Source organism: Pantoea sp. RIT413 (genome assembly GCF_003057675.2).
Lineage (GTDB): Bacteria > Pseudomonadota > Gammaproteobacteria > Enterobacterales > Enterobacteriaceae > Pantoea > Pantoea eucrina.
On record NZ_QBJB02000005.1, the window covers coordinates 123,179 to 146,030 of the forward strand.

26 protein-coding genes and 1 other RNA gene are annotated in these 22,852 nt (G+C 58.2%); 16 read left to right on the forward strand and 11 right to left on the reverse strand.

Features of this window, described 5'->3' with window-relative positions:
* The first annotated feature begins 64 nt into the window (after positions 1–64).
* The 11 genes from DBY66_RS09225 (at position 65) to DBY66_RS09275 (ending at position 8,578) form a co-directional block, all read left to right on the forward strand.
* Positions 65–1,051 carry a Gfo/Idh/MocA family oxidoreductase gene (locus DBY66_RS09225; RefSeq protein WP_039380502.1) on the forward strand — a complete coding sequence of 329 codons (987 nt, stop codon included), beginning with the start codon at positions 65–67 and terminating at the stop codon, positions 1,049–1,051.
* Positions 1,052–1,307: 256 nt separating this feature from the next.
* Positions 1,308–2,276, forward strand: a complete 969-nt coding sequence (locus tag DBY66_RS09230) for a TerC family protein (protein WP_039385651.1) — start codon at positions 1,308–1,310, stop codon at positions 2,274–2,276.
* A gap of 229 nt (positions 2,277–2,505) precedes the next feature.
* Positions 2,506–3,741 (forward strand): serine/threonine transporter SstT, encoded by a 1,236-nt coding sequence (gene sstT / locus DBY66_RS09235; protein ID WP_039380504.1) that lies wholly within the window; start codon positions 2,506–2,508, stop codon positions 3,739–3,741.
* Between the two features lie 558 nt (positions 3,742–4,299).
* Positions 4,300–4,974, forward strand: a complete 675-nt coding sequence (locus DBY66_RS09240; protein ID WP_039380506.1) for a DedA family protein — start codon at positions 4,300–4,302, stop codon at positions 4,972–4,974.
* Positions 4,974–5,342, forward strand: coding sequence for an EnvZ/OmpR regulon moderator MzrA (mzrA, locus tag DBY66_RS09245; RefSeq protein ID WP_094111020.1), 369 nt, complete (start codon positions 4,974–4,976; stop codon positions 5,340–5,342). The genes DBY66_RS09240 and mzrA overlap by 1 nt, the downstream gene beginning before the upstream one ends.
* 171 nt (positions 5,343–5,513) lie before the next feature.
* The gene (locus tag DBY66_RS09250) at positions 5,514–5,885 is read left to right on the forward strand and encodes a DUF1090 domain-containing protein (protein WP_146745175.1); all 372 of its coding nucleotides are present in this window, start codon (positions 5,514–5,516) and stop codon (positions 5,883–5,885) included.
* Between the two features lie 35 nt (positions 5,886–5,920).
* Complete coding sequence (locus DBY66_RS09255) at positions 5,921–6,226, forward strand: DUF883 family protein (protein WP_039380513.1); 306 nt, start codon at positions 5,921–5,923, stop codon at positions 6,224–6,226.
* 1 nt (position 6,227) lies between these two features.
* On the forward strand, positions 6,228–6,626 hold the full coding sequence (locus tag DBY66_RS09260; protein WP_039380515.1) for a phage holin family protein: 399 nt from the start codon (positions 6,228–6,230) through the stop codon (positions 6,624–6,626).
* Positions 6,623–6,910: a YqjK-like family protein gene (locus tag DBY66_RS09265; RefSeq protein WP_108569944.1), complete on the forward strand. Its 288-nt coding sequence runs from the start codon at positions 6,623–6,625 to the stop codon at positions 6,908–6,910. Before DBY66_RS09260 ends, DBY66_RS09265 begins: the two co-directional genes overlap by 4 nt.
* 203 nt (positions 6,911–7,113) lie before the next feature.
* Positions 7,114–7,524, forward strand: a complete 411-nt coding sequence (locus tag DBY66_RS09270) for a DoxX family protein (protein WP_039380520.1) — start codon at positions 7,114–7,116, stop codon at positions 7,522–7,524.
* 79 nt (positions 7,525–7,603) lie between these two features.
* Positions 7,604–8,578: a glutathione S-transferase family protein gene (locus DBY66_RS09275; protein ID WP_104085393.1), complete on the forward strand. Its 975-nt coding sequence runs from the start codon at positions 7,604–7,606 to the stop codon at positions 8,576–8,578.
* 271 nt (positions 8,579–8,849) lie between these two features.
* Here the strand turns inward: DBY66_RS09275 and rnpB are convergent.
* Both rnpB and rsmI read right to left on the reverse strand, forming a co-directional pair.
* An RNA gene (rnpB, locus tag DBY66_RS09280) (RNase P RNA component class A) lies at positions 8,850–9,226 on the reverse strand.
* Positions 9,227–9,259: 33 nt separating this feature from the next.
* The gene (gene rsmI / locus DBY66_RS09285; RefSeq protein ID WP_039380525.1) at positions 9,260–10,123 is read right to left on the reverse strand and encodes a 16S rRNA (cytidine(1402)-2'-O)-methyltransferase; all 864 of its coding nucleotides are present in this window, start codon (positions 10,121–10,123) and stop codon (positions 9,260–9,262) included.
* A gap of 62 nt (positions 10,124–10,185) precedes the next feature.
* On the opposite strand from rsmI, the gene DBY66_RS09290 reads away from it, so the two are divergent.
* Genes DBY66_RS09290 through dolP form a run of 4 tightly spaced genes read left to right on the forward strand, consistent with a single transcriptional unit; the run spans position 10,186 to position 13,758 of the window.
* Entirely contained in the window at positions 10,186–12,216 is a 2,031-nt protein-coding gene (locus DBY66_RS09290; protein ID WP_104085392.1) for a penicillin-binding protein activator, read from the forward strand.
* Complete coding sequence (locus DBY66_RS09295; protein ID WP_108569945.1) at positions 12,174–12,569, forward strand: YraN family protein; 396 nt, start codon at positions 12,174–12,176, stop codon at positions 12,567–12,569. The genes DBY66_RS09290 and DBY66_RS09295 overlap by 43 nt, the downstream gene beginning before the upstream one ends.
* A gap of 14 nt (positions 12,570–12,583) precedes the next feature.
* Positions 12,584–13,171, forward strand: a complete 588-nt coding sequence (diaA, locus tag DBY66_RS09300) for a DnaA initiator-associating protein DiaA (protein WP_039380533.1) — start codon at positions 12,584–12,586, stop codon at positions 13,169–13,171.
* A gap of 14 nt (positions 13,172–13,185) precedes the next feature.
* Positions 13,186–13,758 carry a division/outer membrane stress-associated lipid-binding lipoprotein gene (dolP, locus tag DBY66_RS09305; RefSeq protein ID WP_108569946.1) on the forward strand — a complete coding sequence of 191 codons (573 nt, stop codon included), beginning with the start codon at positions 13,186–13,188 and terminating at the stop codon, positions 13,756–13,758.
* A 40-nt stretch (positions 13,759–13,798) separates the two neighbouring features.
* Here the strand turns inward: dolP and DBY66_RS09310 are convergent, their stop codons facing one another.
* Positions 13,799–14,500, reverse strand: coding sequence for a pirin family protein (locus DBY66_RS09310; RefSeq protein ID WP_108569947.1), 702 nt, complete (start codon positions 14,498–14,500; stop codon positions 13,799–13,801).
* Positions 14,501–14,629: 129 nt separating this feature from the next.
* On the opposite strand from DBY66_RS09310, the gene DBY66_RS09315 reads away from it, so the two are divergent.
* Positions 14,630–15,535, forward strand: coding sequence for a LysR family transcriptional regulator (locus tag DBY66_RS09315; RefSeq protein WP_039380543.1), 906 nt, complete (start codon positions 14,630–14,632; stop codon positions 15,533–15,535).
* On the opposite strand, the gene DBY66_RS09320 is transcribed toward DBY66_RS09315, so the two are convergent.
* From DBY66_RS09320 to DBY66_RS09355, 8 genes are all read right to left on the reverse strand, one after another.
* Positions 15,536–17,446 carry a PRD domain-containing protein gene (locus DBY66_RS09320; protein ID WP_071669189.1) on the reverse strand — a complete coding sequence of 637 codons (1,911 nt, stop codon included), beginning with the start codon at positions 17,444–17,446 and terminating at the stop codon, positions 15,536–15,538.
* Positions 17,447–17,467: 21 nt separating this feature from the next.
* The gene (locus DBY66_RS09325; protein WP_108569948.1) at positions 17,468–18,208 is read right to left on the reverse strand and encodes a KDGP aldolase family protein; all 741 of its coding nucleotides are present in this window, start codon (positions 18,206–18,208) and stop codon (positions 17,468–17,470) included.
* Positions 18,205–19,326: a DgaE family pyridoxal phosphate-dependent ammonia lyase gene (locus tag DBY66_RS09330; protein WP_039380551.1), complete on the reverse strand. Its 1,122-nt coding sequence runs from the start codon at positions 19,324–19,326 to the stop codon at positions 18,205–18,207. Before DBY66_RS09330 ends, DBY66_RS09325 begins: the two co-directional genes overlap by 4 nt.
* Positions 19,310–20,443 carry an amidohydrolase/deacetylase family metallohydrolase gene (locus DBY66_RS09335; protein ID WP_108569949.1) on the reverse strand — a complete coding sequence of 378 codons (1,134 nt, stop codon included), beginning with the start codon at positions 20,441–20,443 and terminating at the stop codon, positions 19,310–19,312. Before DBY66_RS09335 ends, DBY66_RS09330 begins: the two co-directional genes overlap by 17 nt.
* A 237-nt stretch (positions 20,444–20,680) precedes the next feature.
* Positions 20,681–21,328 (reverse strand): DUF4310 family protein, encoded by a 648-nt coding sequence (locus DBY66_RS09340; protein ID WP_039380556.1) that lies wholly within the window; start codon positions 21,326–21,328, stop codon positions 20,681–20,683.
* A gap of 10 nt (positions 21,329–21,338) precedes the next feature.
* A complete protein-coding gene (locus DBY66_RS09345; RefSeq protein WP_071669187.1) occupies positions 21,339–22,115 on the reverse strand; it encodes a DUF4311 domain-containing protein in 777 nt (258 codons plus the stop codon).
* A 77-nt stretch (positions 22,116–22,192) separates the two neighbouring features.
* A complete protein-coding gene (locus tag DBY66_RS09350; RefSeq protein ID WP_071669186.1) occupies positions 22,193–22,492 on the reverse strand; it encodes a DUF4312 family protein in 300 nt (99 codons plus the stop codon).
* A gap of 3 nt (positions 22,493–22,495) precedes the next feature.
* Complete coding sequence (locus DBY66_RS09355) at positions 22,496–22,852, reverse strand: SFCGS family glycine-rich protein (RefSeq protein ID WP_039380562.1); 357 nt, start codon at positions 22,850–22,852, stop codon at positions 22,496–22,498.

Sequence of the window (22,852 nt, forward strand, 5' to 3'; positions counted from 1 at the left end):
TGCCGGCAGGTTTCCTGCCGCCGCGTGCTACCCTGCGGCTTTATTTTGTCAGGAGAGCAGACCTGTGATTCGCTTTGCCATTGTCGGCACCAACTGGATTACCCGTCAGTTTATTGACGCAGCACATGAGAGCGGCAGGTTTACGCTCAGCGCAGTCTATTCACGCAGCCAGCAGCAGGCTGACGCCTTTGCCGCAGATTACGCCTGTCCGCTCACGTTCACCTCACTGGAGGCTCTGGCGGCATGCCAGGATATCGACGCGGTCTATATCGCCAGCCCGAATGCACTGCACTGCGAACAGGCGCTGCTGTTTATGTCTCACGGTAAGCATGTGATCTGCGAGAAACCGCTGGCCTCCACGCTGCGTGAAGCCGAAGCGATGATCGCCTGCGCTCAACAGCATCAGGTTGTGCTGTTTGAAGCCTTTAAAACCGCCAGCCTGCCTAATTTTCTGCAGCTGCAGCGCACCCTGCCGCAGCTGGGCACGCTGCGTAAGGCGCTGTTCAGCTACTGTCAGTACTCTTCCCGTTACCCGCGCTATCTTGCCGGTGAAAACCCGAATACGTTTGACCCGCGCTGGTCCAATGGCTCCATCATGGATATCGGCTATTACTGCCTCGCTGCTGCCGTCACGCTGTGGGGGGCGCCACAGCGCGTCACGGCTGAAGCCACGCTGCTGGCGAGCGGCACAGATGCGCACGGCACCGTGATACTTCACTATGGCGAGTTCGACGTCACTCTGCTGCACTCCAAAGTCAGCAACTCCGCTATTCCGAGCGAAATTCAGGGAGAGGAGGGTTCGCTGCTTATTGAGAAACTGGCAGAGTGCCAGCAGCTGCGGCTACTGCCACGCAGCGGTGTTGAGCAGAATCTGACGCAGCCGCAGCACAGCAATACGATGCGCTATGAAGCAGAGGTGTTTGCCAGTCTGGTGGAAACGCAGCAGACCGCACACCCTGGCCTCGAAATTTCGCGGCTGACAGCAGCGCTGCTGACCACCATCCGCCAGCAGACCGGCGTGATATTTCCCGCCGATCGCCAGGAAGTGTAAATATTGCTAAATATGACTGGTCCTGCATTGCATCGGAGTGCGGCTGCGCTATTTTTTTCTAAGCAAAGGGGAGTAACTTGTCAGCTGATTGATCGTCATTACGATGTGTAGCGCATCCGGTCGTCAGGCAACCCGGAAGTGATTCTGTGTTGTAAGTGAGACCTTGCCGGAAGGCGAGGAGCGCTTGCAGCATAATGAAAGCGGCTTACGTCTTCTGACGGAGCCGTTTTTTTTAACTTTCGCACAGGACACCATTATGCAATCGATAGGCACACCGTTACTCTGGGGCAGCTTTACCGTTGTTGTGCTGATTATGCTGGCGATCGATCTGCTGCTGCAGGGCCGGCGCGGCGCACAAACTATGTCGTTCAGACAGGCGGCTATCTGGTCGCTGATCTGGGTTTCCGTTTCACTGCTGTTTGCTGCCGCTTTCTGGTGGTATCTCGATACGCACGCCGGGCGCGAGGTTGCCACTACGCAGACGCTCGCTTTCCTGACCGGATACGTGCTGGAAAAAGCGCTGGCGGTGGATAACGTCTTTGTCTGGCTGATGCTGTTCAGCTACTTTGCTATTCCGCCCCAGCTGCAGCGGCGCGTCCTGATTTACGGCGTGCTGGGTGCCATTGTCTTGCGTACCATCATGATCTTTGCCGGCAGCTGGCTGGTCATGCAGTTCAGCTGGATCCTCTATATTTTCGGCGCGTTTCTGCTGTTTACCGGCATTAAGATGGCGCTGGCGCGCGAGGATGACACGGCCGTGGGTGATAAGCCGGTGGTGCGCTGGCTGCGTCAGCATCTGCGCATGACCGATTCGCTGGAGGGTGAGAAATTTTTTATTCGCCGTAACGGCGTACTGTTTGCCACCCCGCTGCTGCTGGTTCTGATTATGGTCGAGCTCAGCGATGTGATTTTTGCTGTCGACAGTATTCCGGCTATTTTTGCGGTAACCACCGATCCCTTTATTGTGCTGACCTCTAACCTGTTTGCCATACTCGGCCTGCGCGCCATGTATTTCCTGCTGTCGAATGTGGCTGAGCGCTTCTCTATGCTGAAATATGGGCTGGCTATCGTGCTGGTGTTTATCGGCATCAAAATGCTCATCGTCGAGTTTTACCACATTCCGGTCGCTGTCTCACTCAGCGTGGTGGGCATTATTCTGGGTGGAACGCTGCTGATCAACGCCTGGGTTAACCGGCGAAATGACCGCCGGCGCATCTCGCCATAATCTTCTGCAGGGGCGTAAATCGCCCCTGCTTTATTTCGCCTCAATGAAACTTTCCCTTTTTTATCTCTGTCACACTTCCTCTGTTTAGCAGATTGAAAAATCGATCCCGCACGCAAAGCCGGAATTATCGCTTTTCTCACCAGCACTTTTCCTTATACTCCGCCGGGCAAACCCTCTGGCGCGGAATAAACGCGCACCACACTCATGACCGATAGTAAAAGATCACGATATGCAAAATAACCTTTCCAGAGTGGCAGGCGTGCTGTTTAAAGGCAGCCTGGTCAAACAAATCATGGTAGGCCTGGTCGCTGGCGTAGCGCTGGCGTGGCTGTCGCGCGATGCCGCATTAGCCGCCGGCCTGCTGGGTGAACTCTTTGTCCGGGCACTGAAAGCCGTCGCGCCGCTGCTGGTTCTGGTGCTGGTCATCGCGTCCATTGCTAACCATCAGCAGGGACAGAAAACCAATATCCGTCCCATCATTATGCTTTATCTGCTCAGCACCCTGTTTGCCGCGATGATCGCGGTGATTTTCAGCCACCTCTTTCCGCAGACGCTGTCACTCGCCGCCGGTAACACGACAATTACGCCGCCTTCCGGGATCACCGAGGTGCTGCATGGCCTGCTGATGAGCATGGTGGCTAATCCGTTCGAAGCGCTGATGAACGCGAACTACATCGGCATTCTGGTCTGGGCGCTGGGCCTTGGCCTTGCATTTCGTCATGCCAGTCCCGGCACCAAAGATTTTTTAAATGACGCCTCACACGCGGCAACCTGGGTCGTACGCTGTGTGATCCGCTGCGCGCCACTGGGCATCTTTGGCCTGGTCGCCTCCATTCTGGCCTCTACCGGCTTTGGGGCGCTGTGGGAATATGGCAGCCTGCTGGTCCTGCTGATTGGCTGCATGCTGTTCATGGCACTGATTGTGAACCCGCTGCTGGTGTATCAGAAAATCCGGCGTAATCCCTATCCACTGGTATTTACCTGCATTCGTGAAAGCGGCGTGACGGCTTTCTTTACCCGCAGCTCGGCCGCCAATATCCCGGTGAACATGGCGCTGGCAAAACGACTCAACCTCGATGAAGACACCTACTCCGTATCAATTCCGCTGGGTGCGACCATCAGCATGGCGGGCGCATCTATTACGATTACCGTACTGACGCTGGCTGCGGTGCATACGCTGGGCATCAATGTCGATGTACCGACAGCGATTCTGCTAAGCCTGGTTGCCACGCTGTGCGCCTGTGGTGCCTCCGGCGTAGCGGGTGGCTCATTGCTGTTAATCCCGGTGGCCTGCAATATGTTCGGCATTCCTAACGACCTGGCCATGCAGGTGGTGGCCGTTGGGTTTATTATCGGTGTGCTGCAGGATTCAGCAGAAACGGCCCTGAACTCCTCAACCGACATTCTGTTTACTGCGGCTGTCTGCCAGGCAGAAGCGGAACGCCAGCCCGGCGCCGCGACCTGACCTCTCCTCTGCGGCGCACACTGTGCGCCGCGCGCTTTCATAGCCGCTGTGCTGCCATCCTTCCCTTCTGCCTCATGTAACAAACTGCTGCCATAAACTGGCAATGTTGCCATATCTGGAAAATACTAAGCGGTGGCGGCGCAACGTTACGCTACATCACACGGCTTCTGCCCGTAACTGCAACTTGTTTGCCGCAGGCCGCCTGATTAAGCCGAACAGCGTAAAAACGGCCACGTTTGTACATTCTGAACCTGCAGACGGGGTCAGATAATCTGCAATAGTGTCAGCTCGTGTAAAGCTCCTTTTACTCCTGGCAGCAAAGGGTAAAACTCCACTACAACGGACATAATGCACTGTCTGAATTGGGAAGTATTTGTTACAGTTATCGCCCTTTTTTTACCGTTTGCGACAAGGGCGTTAGAAAGTCGCTGATTTAACACGCATAGCCGCATGGATACGGACCCCTGCGCAGGTGGCATACCCAAAATGTATAACTCACCTCTGCCTGCGCTTTAGCCCCTGATGGGCTCGTTTAACAATGATGTTCGGGAAAGATTGATGGATATTTTGAAAGCACTGCTGCATGCCCTGTGGCAGCAGGATTATGAAATGCTCTCTGACCCCACGCTGGTGTGGGCAATCTACGGCTTACTGTTCATGATTCTGTTCCTTGAAAATGGCCTGCTCCCTGCCGCCTTCCTGCCCGGTGACAGCCTGCTCATCCTTGTCGGCGTGCTGATTGCCAAAGGCACAATGAGTTTTCCCCTGACGCTGCTGGTTCTCACCACAGGTGCCAGCCTCGGCTGCTGGGTAAGTTATATCCAGGGGCGATGGCTGGGTAATACCCCTACCGTACAGAAATGGCTTTCACACCTGCCGGCACAATATCACCAGCGCGCCCACAGCCTGTTCCATCGTCACGGGCTCTCTGCCCTGTTGATTGGGCGCTTTATTGCGTTTGTACGTACGCTGCTGCCCACCATTGCAGGGTTATCTGGCCTGAGTAATGCGCGCTTTCAGTTCTTTAACTGGATGAGTGGCTTCCTGTGGGTACTGATCCTGACCGTACTTGGCTTTGCACTAGGAAAAACGCCGCTGTTTCGCCGTTACGAAGATGAGCTGATGTTTTTTCTGATGATGCTGCCGCTGGCGCTGCTGGTCATCGGCCTGATCGGCTCGCTGGTCGTACTGTGGCGTAAGCGTCAGGCAGGACAAAACGGGAAAGCGCAGTAATGAAAACAGGACGTCTCTTTACCCGACCGCTGCTGCCGTGGCTGTGCGGCGGCCTGCTGCTGCTGCTCGCGGCCGGGGCTGCTCCACTGCTGTGGCAACATGAAACCGTGGTACAAATTCGCGTGGCGCATAGCGGCACCAATCTGCCGGATGGCTTTTATCTTTATCAGCAGCTCTCTGCCCAGGGCGTGCGCATTAAAAGTATTACGCCAGCAGGCGATGCGCTGGTGATCCACTTTGAAGATGAAGAACAGAGTCTGGCGGCGCAGAAGGTATTACGCCGCTTATTACCACAGGGTTTTGTTGTGGCCGCAGGCCCGCAGGCCTCACAGCAACCGCGCGACGCCAATCCCCCGACCTACAGCTAATCCGATCGTCTGACCTGCGGTCAGACGATACTTTTTCTCCGCTATCTCTTCGTCTTTTTTGAATTTTTGCCCCGGCTGACTATGCTTAACGTTAGCACAAGCCGACGCGACGCCGGGATACGCTCCTGTCTGGCAGGCGGCAGTTCATCAACAATGGAAGGTGTGAACGTGATGAAACAATTTCTTCTGGGTGCCATGCTTATCTCCTGCTCTGGCTCTCTGCTGGCGGCAGAGTCGCTGTGTCAGCAAAAAGAGCGCGATATCCGGCATGAGATTGCGATGGCAAAACAGCATGATAATCAGCGCCGGGTAAACGGACTGGAACGGGCGCTGACAGAAGTTCGCGCCAGCTGCAGCGATCGGCAGCTGAAATCAGCGCACTCAGAGCGTCTGAAGTCGCAGCAGAACAAGGTGGCCGAGCGCGAGCAGGAGCTGCAGAAAGCGCGCGATGACAGGGATGACAAAGACAAAATTGAAAAACGTGAACGCAAGCTGGATGAGGCACGACAGGAGCTGAAAAAGCTTGCTGCAGAGCCTTACTAATCGGACATAAATAATTGAAGTAATGGAGAACTCTCATGGCTAAAGACACCACATCTGAACATCTGCGCGCCGAACTGAAAAATCTGGCCGACACCCTGGAAGAAGTATTAAGCAGCTCTGCAGACAAATCCCGCAGCGAGCTGGATCGCCTGCGTCATAAAGCGCGCGGCGCACTGGAAAGTTCACGCGAGCGTCTGGGCGATTCCGGTGAGCGTATTGCCAAATCCACGCGTGAAGCCGCAGAGAAAGCGGAAGACTATGTGCGTGAGAATCCGTGGCACGGCGTTGGCGTTGGCGCAGCCGTGGGCGTGCTGATTGGCATTCTGATTTCGCGTCGTTGATATGAACGATTCTCAGCAAAGCCACGGCCCGGGCAAAGGGGTCTTTAACATCGGTCAGCGCGTGGTAACTACGCTGGTCAGTATGGTCGAGACGCGTGTCCGGCTGGCCGTTGTTGAGCTGGAAGAAGAGAAAGCCAATCTGATCCAGATGCTGATCATGATTGGCCTGACCATGCTGTTTACGGCATTTGGGCTGATGAGTCTGATGGTGTTGATCATCTGGGCGGTTGACGCGCAATACCGGCTGATGGCGATCGGAGTGACCACAGGCGTACTGTTTTTGCTTGCGCTGATTTTCGGTCTGTGGACGCTGCGTAAATCGCGTCAGTCGACGCTGCTGCGTCATACCCGTAAAGAGCTCGATTCCGATCGTAAACTACTGGAGGAGGACCGCTCATGAGCAGTCGCCATGAACGCGAAGCCCGCATTCATGAACTCCTTAATACGGTTCAGCAGCAGCGGCTCGATTTAAGCGCAGCAGGACGTGACTGGCTGGAAAGTACAGCCCGCTATGACCGCGGCTGGCTGACGCTGGTAAGCTGTCGCCGCTATCTGGCGATAGGAAGCAGCGCGCTGGCTATCTGGTCAGTACGCAGCCCTAACCGGCTGTTGCGCCTCGTTAAACGCGGCTTCGGCCTGTGGAGCACCTGGCGTATGATTAAATCATCCATGCCGGGGCGCTAACCGCTCTATAAAAAACCGGACCAGCAGGTCCGGTTTTTTTTCGTCAGAATTCCTGAATAACTTCGACAGTTTATCTTGCTTACAACCCTTTCGCGCCGCGATTATTATCTCTCTCCATCAGCCCGGTGAACGTTTATCTGCGTTGCAGCGGGAAATTAACGGACAGGTTTTCAGCCTGCCACAAAATTACGCTGGAGTAGATGATGAAAAAATTCGAAGATGCAGGACTGTTAGCCGCGCGTGTACTGATGACTATTCTGTTTATTACGGCCGGCTGGGGCAAAATTACCGCTTATGCCGGCACTGAGCAGTATATGCAGGCCATGGGCGTGCCGGGCTTTATGCTGCCGCTGGTGATCCTGCTGGAACTGGGTGGCGGCCTGGCTATTCTGTTTGGTTTCCTGACGCGCTTTACCGCGCTGTTTACCGCAGGCTTTACTCTGCTGACCGCATTTCTGTTTCACAGCAACTTTGCAGAAGGCGTAAACCAGCTGATGTTTATGAAAAACCTCAGCATTGCTGGCGGTTTCCTGGTTCTGGGTCTGGTGGGACCAGGCGCCTGGAGTATTGATCGTCTGATCCGCCAGCGCATGGCGCCCGCCGCCGCCCGTTAAGCGCGCAGGTAGCTTACAGCAGATATACTGAATACAGGGGCAGAGGATCATCCTCGCCCCTTTTTTCTATGGAGGGCATATGGGACAGCTGATTGAGGGTGTCTGGCACGATACCTGGTACGATACAAAGTCAACCGGAGGGCGTTTCAAACGCTCAGAGTCAGCGTGGCGTAACTGGATCACGCCTGATGGCAGCGCCGGCCCTGACGGTAAGTCCGGCTTTGCAGCAGAGCGCGATCGCTACCATCTGTACGTTTCACTTGCCTGCCCGTGGGCGCATCGCACGCTGCTGATGCGCAAGCTTAAAGGGCTGGAAGAGATGATATCGGTTTCCGTGGTTCATCCGCTGATGCTGGAGAACGGCTGGACGTTTGATGACAGCTTTCCGGAGGCAACCGGCGACACGCTGTATCAGCATGAATTTCTCTACCAGCTCTATCTGCATGCCGATCCGCACTACAGCGGCCGCGTGACCGTACCGGTGCTGTGGGACAAGCAGCAGCACACCATTGTCAGCAATGAGTCGGCCGACATTATCCGCATGCTCAACAGCGCATTTGATGCACAGGGCGCACGAGCCGGCGACTACTATCCTGCCGATCTGCGCGATAAGATCGATGAACTTAACGGCTGGATTTACGATACGGTCAATAATGGCGTCTATAAGAGCGGTTTTGCTACCTCTCAGGCCGCTTACGATGAAGCCGTTACCGCCCTGTTTCATTCACTGGCGCGGCTGGAGCAGATCCTGGGACAGCATCGCTATCTCACCGGCGATCGCCTGACTGAAGCCGATCTGCGCCTGTGGACCACGCTGGTACGCTTTGACCCGGTGTATGTTACTCACTTCAAGTGCGACAGGCACCGCATTAGTGACTATCGCAATCTGAATGGCTTTCTGCGCGATATTTACCAGATGCCCGGTATTGCAGAGACGGTGAATCTGCCGCAGATCCGCCATCATTATTACTGCAGCCATAAAACCATCAACCCGAACGGCGTGATTTCACTCGGTCCGGCATTTGACTGGGATGAACCCCACGGCCGCGGTTAATCGGATGTAAAACGGGCGCCATTAATGGCGCCCCTGGCCGCAAACAACCGCGAACCGAATACCTGCATACGAAACGGGCGCCATTAATGGCGCCCCTACGCATAACCGCAGGGGGCGCATTCTTGCGCCCCGGGGTGTTTAGATGTAGGGGACGCATTCATGCGTCCCTGGCTGAATCCATGCGCCCCTGGCCGCAGAGAGAAACGGAAATACCTGCACTCGCGGCTCACAAAACAAAAAGCCCCGCCGGGGCGGGGCTTTTCATTTGAAAAGTCGAAACTGACCGATAAGCCGGGTTCTGTCGTGGACAGTCATTCATCTAGGCCAGCAATCGCTCACTGGCTCAAGCAGCCTACCCGGGTTCAGTACGGGCCGTACCATGTGAACCCCTATTTGGCCTTGCTCCGGGTGGAGTTTACCGTGCCACGGACTGTTGCCAGCCGCGCGGTGCGCTCTTACCGCACCCTTTCACCCTTACCTGATCCCGTTTCCGGGCCATCGGCGGTTTGCTCTCTGTTGCACTGGTCGTAGGCTTGCGCCCCCCAGGCGTTACCTGGCACCCTGCCCTGTGGAGCCCGGACTTTCCTCCCCTCTGCCTGTCTCCCCCGAAAGGGACGACGACAAAGCGGCGACTGTCTGGTCAGCTTCGGCGCAGGATAATAGGCGATCTGACCACGTTTGTCACTCTTCTTGCTGCGCCAGCGCATATTTATACAGCGCATTTTTTTTCACGCCGTGGATCTCCGCGGTCAGCGCAGCGGCTTTTTTCAGCGGCAGCTCCGCCTGCAGCAGCGCCAGCGTACGCAACGCCTCGGCTGGCAGCGCCTCCTCATCTGCCTTATGTCCCTCAACAATCAGCACCATCTCGCCCTTGCGCCGGTTCTCATCTTCCCGCACCCAGGCAAGCAGCTCTCCCACCGGCGCGCCATAGATCGACTCCCAGGTTTTGGTCAGCTCGCGCGCCAGTACCACATAGCGCGCTGCGCCCCATACGGCTGCCATATCCTGCAGCGTATCCAGCAGTCGATGGGTCGACTCATAAAACACCAGCGTACGCGGCTCTTCGCTCAGCGCGCGCAGTGCATCGCAGCGCCCTTTGCTTTTCGCAGGGAGAAACCCTTCGTAACAGAATCGATCGGACGGTAATCCCGCCGCGCTTAATGCTGCAATGGCTGCACAGGCGCCAGGCAGCGGCACAACGCGCACGCCCGCCTCGCGGCAGCGACGCACCAGATGGTAGCCCGGATCGTTGATCAGCGGCGTGCCGGCATCGGAGACCAGGGCGATACTCTGCCCCTCCTGTAGCTTCGCCAGCAGCACATCCGCTTTCTGCTGTTCGTTATGATCGTGAAGTGCGAACAGTCGCGCATTGATGGCGAAATGTTGTAGCAACAGCCCGGTATGACGTGTATCTTCCGCTGCAACGAGATCGACGCTCGCCAGCACCGTCAGCGCACGCTGTGTGATATCACCCAGGTTACCGATCGGGGTAGGAACGATATAGAGCGTACTGGCAGAAATCTCTGCCCGATCGAGTTGTTTCATTGTCTCATCCGAATTGCCGATTTAATATTGAGCATCAAGAAAAAAACATCACTGGATACAGTATGCTTCCTTCAAAAGTCGTACGTCGTAAAGCAGGACGCTTTGTACCTGTTCTTCTCGCCGGGCTGATTCTGGCCGCCTGTAGCGGTCAGGGTCCGCAGCAAACCTCTAACGTCAATATTCAGGGGCCCGCAACCGGACGCTCTGACTATTATCTGCAGCAGGCACAGCAAAGCAGCGATGATAGCAAGACCGACTGGCAATTACTTGCCATCCGTGCCCTGTTGAAGGAAGGAAAGTATCCTCAGGCACAAACGCAGCTTGGCCAGCTGCCGCAGCAGCTCTCTGATGTGCAGCAGCAGGAGCTGCAGCTGCTGCGCGCGCAGCTGCAGATTGCGCAGCAGAATTACAGCGGCGCTCAGCAGCAGCTCAGCCCGATTAAGGTAGCCGATCTCTCTTCCGATCAGCAGGTACGCTACTACGCACTGCAGATCGCCGCGGCGCAGAACCGGCCATCGCTGGCGCTGCTGCGCGCCTATATCGCGCAGGAACCGCTCTTAAAAGGTGACGAACACCAGAGTAACATCGACGCGACCTGGCAGGCGCTGACCCAGCTGACGCAGGACCAGCTTAACAGCGTTGTCATCAATGCCGATGAAAATACCCTGCAGGGCTGGCTCGATCTGCTCAATACCTGGCACGCTAACAGCCAGGATCCGCAGATGCTGAAGGCGGCCATTAGCGACTGGCAGACGCGCTACCCGCAAAACCCGGCGGCAAAAACGCTGCCAGCGCAGCTCAGCCAGGTCAAAAACTTCAGCCAGGCTTCCACCAGCACCATCGCCCTGCTGCTGCCGCTGAACGGTCAGGCGCAGGTGTTTGCGAATGCGATTCAGAAAGGCTTTAACGATGCAAAAAATGGCGTGCTGAGCGCGGCTGCCCCGGCACAGAGCAGCGCGCCGGAAAGCGCCACTGCCCAGCCTGCGCCGGACGCGACAGCGGATAGCGGAGCGGCCAACAGCGTGGTTAGCCCGGCGGCCGCCAGCATGCCTGCGCAGGAGAACACGCAGCAGCAGCCTGCTGCACCAGCCTCTCAGCCAGCCGCCAGCAGCGCACAGATTAAAGTGTACGATACCAGCAGCCAGCCGATCGCTCAGGTCATGCAGCAGGCGCAGCAGGATGGCGCCACGCTGGTCGTTGGCCCTCTGCTGAAAAATCATGTGGAAGAAGTAGCAAACAGCCAGACCCCGCTCAACGTACTGGCGCTAAACGAGCCGGAACAGATCCAGAACCATCCGAATATCTGCTATTTTGCGCTTTCTCCTGAAGACGAAGCGCGTGATGCAGCGCACCATATCTATGAGCAGGGCAAGCGCCAGCCGCTGCTGCTGCTGCCGCGCAGCAGTTATGGCGACCGGGTCGGAAAAGCGTTTGCAGAAGAGTGGCAGCAGCTGGGTGGTGCCACGGTGCTGCAGCAGCGCTTTGGTGGCGTGGCCGAGCTGAAACAGGGCATTAACAGCGGAGCCGGTATTGCGCTGAGCGGCACGCCGCTGACGGTACAAATGGAGCAGCCGCAAAGCGTGGCCATTGCAGGCCTGACGATCCCGGCGCCGCAGAGTAGCACCCCGGCACCGGCGGCTGACAGCAGTGGCGGTAGCGTGGACGCCGTTTACATCGTCGCCAGCCAGAATGAGCTGCAGCTGATCAAACCGATGATCGCCATGCGCACCAGCAGCCGCAACAGCACGGCGCTTTATGCCAGCTCGCGCAGCGCGCAGGCGGGCGCCGGTCCCGATTTCCGGCTGGAGATGGAAGGCCTGCAGTACAGCGATATTCCGCTGCTCTCCGGCGCTAACCCTGGCCTGATGCAGCAGGCAGCGAAGACGTTTAACAACGACTATTCGCTGGTGCGCCTCTACGCGATGGGCATCGATGCCTGGACGCTGGCAACGCAGTTTAACCAAATGCGGCAGGTAGCCGGCTTTGCCATTGATGGCAACACCGGTAAGCTGAGCGCCGACACGGATTGTGTCATCAACAGGAAGCTGGCATGGAACCAGTATCGCCAGGGACAGGTCGTTCCGGTACAGTAAACCGCCAGCGTATCGGCGCGGAGCATGAACAGCAGGCGCGTCACTATCTGGAGCGCGCCGGGCTGAAGTGGGTCGCCAGTAACGTCCGCTTTCGCGGAGGTGAACTTGACCTGATTATGCGCGAAGCCGACTGCTGGGTATTTGTAGAAGTGCGCTACCGGCGCGATGCGCGCTACGGCGGAGCAGCCGCCAGCGTGACGCGTCAGAAACAGCAGAAGCTGCTGCGGGCAGCGGCGCTCTGGCTGCTGACGCGCGGCGGCAGTTTTGAGACGGTCAATTGCCGTTTTGACATCATTGCCATTACCGGGCGCGAACTGACGTGGCTGCCCGCTGCTTTTAATGCCGATGAATAGAACCAGGTGGTCTTGTGCAGGACAGAATTAAAGCGTGTTTTACTGAAAGTATTCAGACGCAGATTGCCGCAGCCGAAGCGCTGCCGGATGCGATCTCCCGCGCCGCGATGACGCTGGTGCAGTCGCTGCTGAATGGTCATAAAATTCTCAGCTGCGGTAACGGTGCCTCAGCGGCCAATGCGCAGCACTTTGCGGCCAGCATGATTAACCGGTTTGAAACCGAGCGTCCCAGCCTGCCGGCGCTGGCGCTGAGCGCAGATAACGTTATGCTCACCGCCATCGGCAACGATCGGCTGCATGATGAGATCTACGCCAAACAGGTACGGGCGCTGGGTCAGGCGGGTGATGTGCTGCTGGCGATCTCAACCCGGGGTAATACCCGTGACATCGTTAAAGCGGTTGAGGCGGCAGTGACGCGCGATATGACTATTGTCGCGCTGACCGGACACGACGGCGGCGAGCTGGCTGGCCTGCTCGGCCCTCACGACGTGGAAATCCGCATTCCCTCTCATCACAGTGCGCGCATTCAGGAGATGCATATGCTGACGCTGAACTGCCTGTGCGACTTGATCGATAACACCCTCTTTCCCCACCAGGAATGACTGAAGGAGCTTACATGAAAGCATTGAACGCTATCGCCCTGCTGTTAACGGCCATGCTGCTGCAGGGCTGCGTGGCAGTGGTTGCCGGCGGTGCCGCTGTTGCCACCAAAACCGCCACTGACCCCCGCACCGTGGGTACGCAGGTTGATGACGGTACGCTGGAGCTGCGCGTCTCTAACGCGCTGGCAAAAGATGAACAGATTAAGAAGCAGGCGCGGGTCATTGTTACCGCTTACCAGGGCAAAGTGCTGCTGACCGGTCAGGCACCGTCTGCCGATCTCGCCAGCCGTGCCAAACAGATCGCTATGGGCGTCGACGGCGCAACAGAGGTCTACAATGAGATCCGCACCGGAGAGAAGGTCAGCCTTGGCACCTCTTCTTCCGATACCTGGATCACGACCAAGATCCGCTCGCAGCTGCTGGGCAGCGATCAGGTCAAATCGTCTAACGTGAAAGTGACGACGGAAAACGGGGAAGTCTTCCTGCTGGGACTGGTCACGCAGGAAGAAGCCACGGCGGCGGCAGATATTGCCAGCCGGGTCAGCGGCGTGAAGCACGTGACAACCGCCTTTACCATTCTGAAATAATCTTCATTCTTACTGTGAGGGCGGCGCTGGCCGCCCTTTTTTATGCCGGTAAATCGATCACCAGCGCACGCAGCGGCGTCTCTGCCTGCAGAATAAGCTGCTGCTCATCACGAATAAACGCACCGTCGCCGCACTGCAGCCGCTGCTGATTCGTGCTGCTGCTGCGCACATCCAGCGTGCCGTGAATCGACTGCAGATACGCGCGCGCGCCGCGCAGCTGCACAATCTGCTCCTCTCCCGGCGCTAACGTCACCTGATACACTCTCGCATCCTGACGCAGCTGCAAACTCTGGTCTGCCCCGTCAGGCGAGGCCAGCAGCAGCGGCGATGCGCCATTGAGCGTCATCCGCTGCTGCAGCGGGTTTTCCCGCTCCGGACAGGCGCTCAGCCAGAGCTGCAGGCGCGTCAGCGGCCGATCTTTGCTGAGGTTTATCTCGCTGTAGCTTACGCCCTGCCGCGCAGACAGCAGCATCGCCTCACCTGCCCGTACGGTCAGGCGCTGTCCCTCGCTGTCGCGATACTCCGCCTCGCCCTGCAGCACCAGATTCAACACATCAACCTGCGGATAGGTGCGGGGCTGAAAAGCGGCACCCGGCGCCAGCACCTCCTGGTTCAGCACGCGCAGCGCGGCGTATCCCATCAGTTTGGGATCAAAATAGTGGCCAAAAGAGAAGCTATAGCGCGCCTGCAACCAGCCAAAATCAGCCTGGCCACATGCGGACGCGCAGCGGGTTGTCATCATGCTATACCTCCGGTGCACTGCAGGAGACGCTCACTGCAGGCTTAATCGGTTTATGGTAAAAGGCTGGACGGCGGAATGTTAGCCAGTTAATCTGCCTGGCATATTCAAATTTACTGACAGAGAATCAGTATGGCTAAAGAGCGTGCATTAACGTTAGAAGCGTTACGGGTGATGGATGCGATTGACCGGCGCGGCAGCTTTGCCGCCGCGGCAGATGAGCTGGGTCGCGTTCCCTCTGCGCTGAGCTATACCATGCAGAAGCTGGAAGAGGAGCTGGATGTGGTGCTGTTCGATCGCTCCGGTCATCGCACCAAATTCACTAACGTTGGCCGGATGCTGCTGGAGCGCGGTCGCGTCCTGCTCGAGGCCGCAGACAAGCTCACCACCGACGCAGAAGCGCTGGCGCGCGGCTGGGAAACGCAGCTGACTATCGTAGCGGAGGCACTCATCCCCACCGACCTGCTGTTTCCGCTGGTCAGCAAGCTGTCAGAAAAAGCCAACACGCAGATATCTCTGATCACTGAAGTGCTGGCGGGCGCGTGGGAACGTCTGGAGCAGGGCCGGGCGGATATCGTCATCGCACCTGACCTGCACTTCCGCGCCTCCAGCGAAATCAATACCCGCAAGCTTTACACCATTATGAGCGTCTATGTCGCCAGTCCTGACCACCCTATTCATCAGGAGGCAGAGCCGCTTTCGGAAGTCACGCGTGTGAAATATCGCGGCATTGCCGTCGCTGACACGGCGCGTGAACGTCCGGTGCTGACGGTACAGCTGCTGGATAAGCAGCAGCGTCTTACGGTCAGCAGCATGGATGACAAGCGGCGGGCGCTGCTGGCGGGACTGGGCGTTGCCACCATGCCTTATCCGATGGTAGAGAAAGATATTGCCGAGGGCCGGCTGCGCGTGGTCAGCGCTGAGTATACGCGGGAAGTGGATATTATTATGGCCTGGCGTCGCGACAGCATGGGTGAAGCCAAAGCCTGGTGCCTGCGTGAAATCCCGAAGCTGCTGGCTAAGCGCAATCAGGCCTAGTCAGGGGCGGCCCAGACACTCTATCGCCACGGTTTTAAAATGGTCAAAGTCACGGCACTCCCGCAGGCGCGGCATGGCACGTTCGCGCAAAAAGGTGACAAACAGATCGTAGAGCGCCATCGCCTCTTCATATTCACGTTTGCTGATAGCCAGCAGAAAGATCACGCAGGCGGTCTCATCACCCCAGCTGACGCCATGCGGCGCAATAACGGTATAGACCGCGGTTTTCTGCGCCAGCAGGCCGAGCGCGTGCGGCAACGCAATGCCATCCCCGAGCAGCGTGCTGACAATCGCTTCACGCTCAACCACGGATGGATAAAAGTCTGCTGCAACAAAGCCCTGCTCCTGCAGGCGATCGCACAGCAGCTGAAAGAGCGCCTGCTGCGTCAGCGGCTGATCCAGCACCATAAAATGCTGCGCGGAGAAATATTTTTCCAGCATCCACGGCCGGGTGCGGTCCACCAGCACCAGCTTGCCGAGCTGCTCCAGCTGAAAGCCGGTCGGAAAGGGCGACATCACTACCACCGGCCGGTTCTTTTCATGCAGCCGCACCGTAGAGATAACAAAATCTTCTTCAATCCGCTCCCGCAGCGCGTAGTCGCGCTGTGTCAGCCGGGCGGTGACCACCAGCTGCGGATATTTGCGCAGCAGCAGCGCCTCAATCATCCGCAGCGTTGAGGTTCCGCTATCGCACACCAGCAGTACGCGCGGGTGGCGCTGATAGCCAACGTCATAGTGCCGCTCCAGCCCCACGCCAATATGCAGCACCAGAAAGCCAATCTCATTTTCGCTCAGCGTATAAGGGGTATATTTGCTCCAGCTGCTGACGGCGGCCAGCGTCACATCCCACGCCAGCGGATAGTGCTGTTTGATGTTGCTCAGCAGCGGATTGGGAATATGGATCTGATAGCGCACCCGGGTGATCATCGATTTGATATGGGTAAGCAGATCGGCGCGCAGCTGCTCGTCGTGCTGCAGCTGGTAGGCATAATGCGTATTGATATAACTCAGCAGCCAGCTCACCAGCGCGTCAGCGTCATCTGCATTGATGGTGCTTGGCTCCAGCGCCTGGATCTGACGCGCGGCGATATTGACGCGCAGCCAGTTCTCTTCCGCCCGCGATAAGGCTTTGCCGGTAAGCGGTCGCAGCTGATGCACCAGCGCGTGCGCCGCCTCACGCACCTCTTCGCCTACTTCTTCTGCGCCCGGATCGCTGAGCGGAAAGCCTTCGCTGATGCGGCGTACTGCTACCGCGCAGTAGATCAGCAGGTAGCGCTCGCCCTCATCGCTGAGACGAATAGCGTAACGGCTGAGGCAGTGCTGCAGCAGCGGCTGCAGCTGCGTCAGCATATCACTGCGCAGTACTTCAATACTCAGCAGCGGGCTGTCGGGCGTCTCCTGGTCGATCTGCCACAGCAGATCGGTAAGGCAGGTGCGGATAGCCGTCTCGCTGCCAAACAGCTTCATGCCGTAGCGCGGTTTAGTTTCGATATGCAGATGATAGCGCCCCAGCCACTCCCGCACCTCTGCCATATCCCCCTGCAGCGTGGCGCGACTGACAAACCACTCTTCCGAGAGATCTTCCAGCCGCAGTGACCAGGCCGCAGTAAGAAAGCGGCTGAGCAGATAGCGAACCCGCTCCTGCGAGGTGCGCGGCACCCGCAGCGGCGCGCTGCTTTGCTGCTGCAGCGAATCAAAGCGTGCCGCGTCGGCCACCTGCAGCTGATAGCCGGCGCCGCGCGCCAGCACAAACTGTGCGCCGTGCTGCTCCAGCAGCGCGTTCAGCGCCGCAATGTCGGTGCGCACCGTGCGCGTAGAGACCGAGAAACGCCGTGCCAGCTCATCCTGCGGCAGCGTTTCATGCTGCAGTGCGGCAAACAGCTGCGCCAGACGCTGATTAGGAAATCTCACAAAGCCTCACCCGTAACGAAGTTATTGCAGCAGTGCCTTGCACGTTGCCAGAAGCTGGCGCACATCGTCAATGCGCGTCTCACCGCTTGCGCTGTCGATAATTGAGCTGTAAACGTGCGGGATCACTTTACTGACGCCCGCCTCCAGCGCGATCTGCACGATCTCCGCAAAATTATGCAGATCGATACCGCCGGTGGGCTCCAGCCAGAAATCGCGCCGGGCGCACGCCTCTGCGACCGCGCGATACTCCGCCACCGCGCTCAGACCGCCCATCGGAAAAAATTTTACCGAGCTGCCGCCCATGTCCTGCAGCATGGCGATGGCGCTGTCGATCGGCACAATCGCTTCCGCCGCCTGCGAGCTTAGCGGACCGGTTGAGATCTTCACTTTCCCTGGCGTCCCGCTGGGGGAGACCAGACCATTTACCACCGTCTGCGACTGTCCCAGCAGCGCACGGCTGGTCGCGACTCCGGTAAACACCTGATTGACATGCTGCGGCTGCAGCACCGCTGCCAGTTCGCTCACCATAGCAGACTGACGCGGATCGCCGGCCCCGAGACCGATAGAGAGCGCGTTATCAATCAGCGCGGCGTAATCGCACATGTCAGCCAGCGCCGCGTCGTGGCTGGCATAATTTTTTGACAGCACGCCAACCAGCACATGCCCTTCTGCTGCCAGCCAGATGTCGCGTGCGTTCTGCTTTGAGCCCGCCAGTACGTTGAGACAGAGACGATCCTGATAAAAATCGGGGGTCAGCTTCATGCGTTGTTCCTTTCTGCCAGCAGCGCGTCAATACGGCTGAAGATAGTCTGCAGCTGCGCGGCAGTAACGCTGCGCACGTCGGCTTCGATAATGCTTTCGTTTGCCTTATAGCCGCGAAAATAGATAGCGATGTCGCCGTTTTTCAGCGCCTGGACGAGATCGCCGGTTGCCCAGCCGGTCAGCGCTTCATCGAAATGGATCTCTGTACGCGCAATATCGCGCCCGGCGCTGTCCCATACCACCCGCGCGGTGACGCCCGGCAGCTGGTTAAGCTGGTCGATAAATGGCGTCATGTGCTGAACCATCTCGCTGCCGCTGGTTTTTGGCTGCGACAGGTAGCGCTCAATGGCCTGCGTCAGGCCCAGGATCCCCTCTTTGCCCACTTTCATCGCACGACCGATGCCGTTGCTCTGCCGTTTTACCCATTCGACACAGCGGCTGCGCCCTACCACCAGTCCGCTGGAGGGACCCTCTATCGCCTTGGCACCGCTGTAGATCACCAGGTCAGCACCCATCTGGTAGTAGCAGCGCAGGTCTTCTTCTGCCGCCGCATCCACAATCAGCGGGATGCCATGCTGCTGCGCGACTTCTGCCGCCTGCGCCACGCTGAGGTGGCTTTTTTGCACGCAATGGTGCGATTTTACGTAGAGCAGCGCTGCCGTAGCCGGCGTGATCGCCGCTGCCAGCTGCGCGGCGGAACACTCGTTGCTGTAGCCCGCTTCCACCAGCCGGCCACCGCCCAGCGCGACCATGGTGCCGACCGGCGCGCCGTAGTTCACGTTGTGCCCTTTAGGCACGACGATCTCATGCGGAACCGTGAGCGGCGCCGCGTGCAGGTTATCCAGCAGCCAGGCGTTATCTTTCACAATGACCCCGGCCACACACTGAGCGATACCCGCCGAGGCGCAGGAGACCACGACGGCGCTTTCTGCCTGCAGCAGTCCGGCAATGTAGTCACCGGTATGGTTCACCAGATCTTTCATTTCAAAGTAGTGGTTCAGGCCATAGCTGACGCTTTCCACCACCTCCGGTGCCGGCGTCGAGACGCCCAGAATAGTCATACGGCCTGACGCGTTGATCACCTGTTTCAGGTGATATTTTTCATAAACTGAAGACATGATGACGCTTTCCCTCTTCGGTCAGATGCCACTGGCCTGCCACTGTCACAGCCACCGGCAAAAAATGGTGCTCTCCCGCCACCTGTTCGCCCTCTGCATCGGTAAATGGACGGGTCTCCTGATTCACACTGAAAATAGTCAGATCGGCATCGCTGCCCGGCGTCAGATCGCCTTTGCCGCTGAGGCGCAGCGCCGCTGCTGCCTGGGTTGTCACGCAGGCGATCACCTGCGGCAGCGTCATGCCCAGCGCAAGAAACTTAGACATCACGTGCGCGAGGCTGTGTACCGGCCCGTGCAGGCGGTTGCGACAGTAGATATCGGAGCTGATGGTATCGGGCAGAATGCCGCGGGCGATCGCCTGTCGCGCCACCGCAAAGCTGAAGCTGGCGCTGCCGTGCCCGATATCGAGCGTGACGCCGCGCGCCAGCGCCTGACTGACCGCCGCTTTCAGCTCACCCTGCGCGGAGAGAATGCGGTTAGGTTTGCCGTTAAAGCAGTGGGTAATGATATCGCCGGCGGTCAGCAGCTCAGCGATCTCCTCCAGCGCCGGCGGATCGTTACCGATATGTACCATGAGCGGCAGATCGCCGGCAGCGTGCTGGATCGCTTTGGCGCGGATCAGCGGTGCAATGCCGTTTTCCCCGACCACGCTGCTGCTCATGCGCGCTTTCAGACCAACAATGAAACCGGGATGGCGCGTGACCGCCTGCACCACCGCTGCTTCATCAATCTGACGCATGTCCGCCAGTTCGTTCTGGGTGACTATCCCGGTGCGGGCAACGTTGAGCAGCGCCCTGACGTCGGTGGTGGCGTGGCGCGTCAGCTGCCGGAAGTCATCAATCTGGTCGGCGCCGGTGCTGCCGGCATCCACCACGGTGGTGACGCCCTGCGCAACGCCGACAGCGTCCGCTTCATCGTGGTAGACAGGCGATTTTGCATAGCAGTGTACGTGGCTGTCTATCCAGCCTGCGCTGACGTACCAGCGCCCGGCCAGATCGCGCTCCTGCTGCGCGCTGCCCGTGACGTTGCCGACGACGGCGATTTTGCCGTCGCGAAGAGCGATATCCACCAGCTGCTCATCGCACAGTCGTGCGCGGCGCAGAATCAGATCAAACATGGTTACTCCTTACTGCGTTTGCGGCCAGAGGCGCATGAATGCGCCCCCTACATCCTTACCCCAGGGTCGCCATTCATGGCGCCCGCCCTGTTACAGCGAAATCGGGAACATCGCACCCGGCACCATGGCACCCGGAATTGCACCGCCGTTAATCGGCTTGTTCCACAGGTAAGCTCGTTTGCGGCCAGGGGCGCATAAATGCGCCCCCTACATCCGCCATTCATGGCGCCCGCCCTGTTACAGCGAAATCGGGAACATCGCGCCCAGCACCATGGCACCCAGAATTGCGCCGCCGGTAATCGGCTTGTTCCACAGGTAAAACAGCAGAGCGCCAGCGAGCGAGCCCAGGCCAATGGGAATGGAGGCTGCCATCGCCGACAGGATAATCAGCGGGCCGAGAAAGCGTCCGGAGGCGTTGCCTGCGCCCATCATCACATCGGCGCCATAGGTGGAATCGCTCTGGTTGATGGTAAATTTGCGCGCCAGAATAATGACGTAACCAATCGCCACCCCGATCACCAGACCGGTTACCAGCGAAGCCGCAAAGTTCGCGACCGGAAACACAATGCCTGCGCCCAGCAGCAGCGCCGGCACGCCCAGCCCGACGCCGGTCTGGATCGCACCGCCGATATCCAGAATACCGACCAGCGAGCCTTCAATGATGCGGGCAAACAGAAAGCTGGCGCCAAACGCGGCGACCGCGCCATAGACGCCGGTCTCCATGCCGGCGCGCAGCATCGACACAAACGCCACTTCGTTAAAGGCGCCGATTCCGTAGAGGTAGTACATATGCGTACCGGCAAATACGCCGGATGAGAGCAGACCGACAAAAATCGGGAAGGACCAGTCGGCATACCAGAAGCCGCGATTTTCATGTTCGTTCATGGATGGCTCCTTATTTGCCGCTCAGGCTGTTGTGGATCATGTCAAGCCAGCCAGGGACGCCGAGCTGGAAAGATTGCAGCAGTTTCATATCGAACCCGCGGAAGAAGCCGCTCAGTACAAACAGCAGCACAATCGCCGCCATCATGACTTTCGTCACCCGGTTCCAGCCGCTCTCCTCTACCCCTTTCCCAATCAGGATCCCCAGCACCAGCCCCGGTACGGCATTACCCATAATCAGCTGCGCCAGGCCGCCAAAGATGGTGGCCCAGAAGCCCGATTTTTTGCCGGCGTCGATGGCTGCCAGCCAGAAAATGACCGGCATGACGGTGTTTACCAGCAGGTTAGCCGCCGGCACCAGCACTTTGACTGCCGTCACCTGCAGCGCAGCCGGTACGGCTGAGGCGGTGCTGTTCAGAAAAGCCACGACGATCATGCCGATGATGCCGCACGCTATCGCCATACGCTTCGGGTTATGCAGCGTCTCTGCCACATTGCGATTTTTGACCATCAGCGCCGCAGCACCCCAGTTCGGCAGAATGCGGTGATCCACATCCTGCGTGAAGGAGCCAGCCGCCACAGAGGACGCCCAGGCGTTAAAAAAGAAGCCGAGACCAAAAGAGAAATGGGAAGCGGGGTCGCCTTCACACGAGTTAAGCTCGCCCAGGGTACGAAATGCACCCATGCCCTGTGTGACCGGTGCGTGGAACATGCGCGCTGCGCCGGCTCCCACTCCGACGCCGACCAGCCCGCCGATAATTAACGACTTAAACAAAATGATGAGAAACATAGTGTTGTACCCTTTATTGTCATTGTTGGGCCGGGTAAGCCCGCTCTCCTGGCGGGATAACGACCAGACCAGCGCGTTCAGGGTGTCGCCGTAAATGTCACGCTTTCCATATCGATAACGGTGACGCTGACGCTGATTTCCAGTTCAACGCTGTAGTGATGCCGCTCGCGCGCCAGGAAAAAAAACAGAAATTTTTCCCGCCGGGTACGCACCCTGGCGTGCAGCACCCGCACATCCAGCGGCTCAATGCGCAGCAGCAGCTTCTGGCTGTTGCGCAATACCTGCTGCTGCACGCTGCTGAGCGCATCGGCAAAGGCTTTTGCTTTGGTATCGCCTTTCCCCTGCACGATAACCTGCGTCTCATAGTGCTGTTTCATACGTCAGCTGCCGTGCTTCTTGTTCCAGGCCTGCACCAGCCGTTCGCCCAGCTCCTCTTTGTCCATAAAACCAAAGCCCAGCACGGTTGCCCCTTCGTTGATCGCCGTTACGCCCTCGTCTACCGAGCGCATGCCATGTTTCGCCCGGTAGCCATATTTGTTCTGCGCGGTGATAGCACCCGCGCCGCCGCTGCCGCAGAAAGAGATGCCGAAATCAGCGTTTTCCGCTTTCATCACATCACCCAGCTTCATATCGGCTGCCACGCCCGGCACCACCACCGCGCGTCCACCCGCTTTTTCAATGCCGGCAGCCACTTTCTGGCCTTTACCCAGACGATCGCCAATCACTACTGTCACCAT